At 39.2% G+C, this 3,695-nt stretch carries 4 protein-coding genes; 1 reads left to right on the top strand and 3 read right to left on the bottom strand.

The genetic code is table 11. The features are described from left to right. Positions 1–108 precede the first annotated feature (108 nt). Positions 109–726, bottom strand: coding sequence for a tetratricopeptide repeat protein (locus FNW38_RS17225; protein WP_143389000.1), 618 nt, complete (start codon positions 724–726; stop codon positions 109–111). 698 nt (positions 727–1,424) lie between these two features. Between FNW38_RS17225 and ltrA the strand changes: the two genes are divergently transcribed. Further along, on the top strand, positions 1,425–2,747 hold the full coding sequence (gene ltrA / locus FNW38_RS17215) for a group II intron reverse transcriptase/maturase (RefSeq protein WP_143388999.1): 1,323 nt from the start codon (positions 1,425–1,427) through the stop codon (positions 2,745–2,747). 57 nt (positions 2,748–2,804) lie between these two features. Here ltrA and FNW38_RS17210 read toward each other — a convergent pair whose 3' ends face one another. Both FNW38_RS17210 and FNW38_RS17205 read right to left on the bottom strand, forming a co-directional pair. Then, positions 2,805–3,110, bottom strand: a complete 306-nt coding sequence (locus FNW38_RS17210) for a helix-turn-helix domain-containing protein (RefSeq protein ID WP_143388998.1) — start codon at positions 3,108–3,110, stop codon at positions 2,805–2,807. A gap of 5 nt (positions 3,111–3,115) precedes the next feature. After that, the gene (locus FNW38_RS17205) at positions 3,116–3,469 is read right to left on the bottom strand and encodes a type II toxin-antitoxin system RelE/ParE family toxin (RefSeq protein ID WP_143388997.1); all 354 of its coding nucleotides are present in this window, start codon (positions 3,467–3,469) and stop codon (positions 3,116–3,118) included. Positions 3,470–3,695 lie beyond the last annotated feature (226 nt).

Below are 3,695 nucleotides of genomic sequence, written 5' to 3'. Positions count from 1 at the left end.
CAACCCATCACTTTGCGAACCGCCGTATACGAGACCCGTACGTACGGTGGTGTGAGAGGCGCACTCCGTTAGTTTCTAGCGGAGCCGTCTACTCGAGTGTGTGCTGAGCTAATTATCCACTCCGCTTTTCCAAATTTCAATAATTTGCTCTTTAGTTTTGATTTTATATTCAGTTTTGTAAACTTTCAAAATTTCGTTATTTGGAAAGTCACGATAAACGTTTTCTAATTCTTGTTCAGCTTTTTTAATATCGCCTTTAGTTTCTAACGCTGAAACATATTCCATTCTTAAATTGAAATCATTCTTTTGTTCGGTCTTAAGTAAGTCCTCATATTCTTTGATTCCAATAGCATAATTCTTTTCAGCCTCAATTTTATTTCCGTCAATATCAAAAAAAAGTCCACGTTGGATTTTCCATAAAGGCTGGAAAGGTCTCAACTGCATCATTTTTTCGTTATTCTTAATTGATTCCTTAATGTCCTTTTTCCAAGTTAAAAATTTGCTTTTGGCATAATATGCATTAAAATATTTTCCATCAATTTTTATTGCATTGTCAATCAAAGCTATGCAACTATCTAATTTTGTTTGCTCCTCAAGATTAGATTTCATAAACAATTCGTTAGCTTGTTTAACTAAAGATTTTGCTTTGATTCTATTTTCATCATTTTCTTGTCCTTCACAAGAAATAATTGAAAGAAATAATGTTACAATAATTAGTTTTTTCATTCGTCGTTTTTTGGAAGCTTTGCACACCGTTCCCTTGCTACAAGAGGTTTGGGGTTAAATTAAGCCTTATCTTCGGATTTGCCAAATCATCCCAAATCCAAACCCATTTTCCCATCAAGCCAAATGCCCAAATCTCTTGTGAGCAAGTGTGTGTGCCCTGCATGAGCAGGACACACTCTGTAAGTTCGAAGAAAAATTCGAAAATACAAATTTCGGATTATAAATCAAACTTACGGAGTGTTATTTTTCCAGAGGGTGTAAGTCCCTTATGAGCGGATTGAAACCCCGAATCATTAGTACGTCGCAAGGTGGTTTACCGTGAGGTATGCACTGAAGGAAGCGAACCGACAAAGTCCGGTACTGACGAACAGAAACGGCATAAGAGGCTGTTATACGAGGATAAGCAAGCACACCATTGCAACGTCCAAAGATTACCAAAATCGTATTTCAGTAGATGCCGCAGGGATTGGACGAAGGAAAAAGCTCTTACCAGGGGAGGTCTCTTAAACCACGAGTGGTTATAAAGAGAAGTCAGCAGAAGTCATAGTACTTGTGGCAACGAGTTGCGAATAGATACCGCATAGGTCTCACAATCAAGGAAGGAGAGAACGCAAAATGGTTCTTAATTTTCAACGGGATCCGCCACGGCAGATAGCCTTGAAAAACGAGAACAGGTTTAAACGATTTAAACAACAAGTATGATTGCACAAGTAACACATCCTTACAATCTGCAAAAAGCTTTAGAGCAAATGATTTCCAACAAGGGAAACGCAGGAGTTGATGGTATAAAAACCACACAACTCAAAACGCTATTTCCCGAAAGGAAAGAACAATTGCTCGAAGCTATCAGACAAGGAAACTACTTGCCACAACCCATTTTAGGCGTGGAAATTCCCAAAGGGAACGGCAAAACCCGACTTTTGGGAGTTCCCACCACCACCGACCGTGTGTTGCAACAAGCCGTATCGCAGGTTATTGCGCCATTATTTGAACCCGAATTTAGTAGCAACAGTTTTGGATTTAGACCCAATAAAAACGCCCGACAAGCAATTGGACAAGCGAGGGGCTACATCCACCAAGGACTGAACCACATTGTGGATATCGACCTGAAAAACTTCTTTGATGAAGTGGATCATTGTCTGTTATTGAATTTAGTGTATCAAAAAGTAAAATGCAAAACTACGATGCGCTTGATACGTAAATGGTTGCGAGTGCCGATACTGATTAACGGCAAACTGCAAAAACGAAGAAAGGGCGTTCCGCAGGGAAGCCCTTTGAGTCCGTTATTGTCTAACATCCTGCTCCACGAATTGGATAAGGAAATGACCAGACGTAAACTGAAATTCGTTCGCTATGCCGATGATTTTAGTATCTACTGCAAATCGCAGAATCAGGCGAAAGCCACGGCACAGGTTATTGCCAAATTCTTGAAAACGAAGCTCAAATTGACCGTCAACACGGAGAAAAGCGGGATTAGACGTCCCGTAAACTTCACTTTGTTGGGATTTGGGTTTGTGCCCACGTATCAAAAAGGGAGCAAAAACCAATACCAGTTGGTAGTGGCAGAAAAAGCTTGGAAGAAACTCAAAGAACGACTCAAAAGCATTAGTAGAAAAACCGCACCAGTCAAGCTGGAAGAACGTATTGCCAAGATAAAAGAAGTGCAACGAGGATGGTTAAACTATTTTCGGGGAACGAGTATTATGGGTAAATTACGTGATTTAGACGGCTGGCTTAGAAACCGACTGCGCTATTGCATTTGGCACGACTGGAAGAAACCCGAAAGAAAGAGAAAGAGAAAGAATCTCATACGATTGGGGGTTGACCAAGACCACGCCTATGCTTGGAGTAGAACGAGGAAAGGCGGTTGGGCAATTGCACAAAGTCCTATTTTGAACACCACCATTACTTTGAAACGCCTAAAACAAAGAGGTTATCAATCCTTGACAGAGGTTTATATCGAACTCAACCCATCACTTTGCGAACCGCCGTATACGAGACCCGTACGTACGGTGGTGTGAGAGGCGCACTCCGTTAGTTTCTGGCGGAGCCGTCTACTCGATTGGCGGGTAGTGCCTTTATTCGGTTAAACTTAACTTTAAGTGTCCACCTAAGCCTAGTCTAATTATTCTCATTAATGTTGAAAGCCTTATGTCACTTGTGTTGTTTTCAATTTTAGATATATACGATTTTGTTGTTCCACATTTTAATGCCAGTTGTTCTTGTGTCATTCCACGTTCTTTTCGCATTTCTTGCAACATAACACCAAGTTCAAAGGTCTCGTATTCTTCTTCGTATTTTTCACGGGTTTCGGTTCCTGTTTTTCCGTATTGAGCATCTAAATGTTCAGCAAATGATGTGATTTTTTTATTTTCAGTTTTCATAATCGTTACTTTTTATATTTATCTTCTAAATATTCTGCTTTTAGTTTTTCAGCCATTTTGATTTCTGATTTAGGGGTTTTTTGTGTTTTCTTCTGAAATCCATTTACTAAAACAACAATTTTTCCTTTGTCAAAAAAACTAAAAACTCTAAAAATGTCTGAACCAACTTCAACACGAACTTCAAATATTCCGTCTGAACCAGTCAAATGTTTGAAAAACTTTTCGGGGATTCTTTGTTGAGTTGAAATTAACTGTAAAGTCCAGTTGAATTTTTTCTTAACGTCTTCTTTTTGAGCGTTAAAAAAATCAAGATAATAATCTTCGTAATAAACAACTTCTCTTATAAATTTCTGATTCATTTGGCAAAGTTAGTCAATTGGATAACTTTAGCAAAGTTTTTGAGTGGTAATTTTCAATTTTGCAGTTCTTTGGTATTCCCGCCAACGTTCCGCCGCTTTGAGATGGTGTGTGGTTCGTAACCTTTCAATTTTCGGCTTCGCAGAAAATATGATGCGAAACGGTAATTCCACTAAAACCCCACTATATCAAAACGCCTGTGTGTGCCTTGCATGCACTTCCAATTCC

Source organism: Flavobacterium gawalongense, from assembly GCF_007097265.1.
GTDB lineage: Bacteria > Bacteroidota > Bacteroidia > Flavobacteriales > Flavobacteriaceae > Flavobacterium > Flavobacterium gawalongense.
The sequence above is the reverse complement of the archived record's forward strand: the minus strand, read 5'-3'. Positions and strand labels throughout refer to the sequence as shown.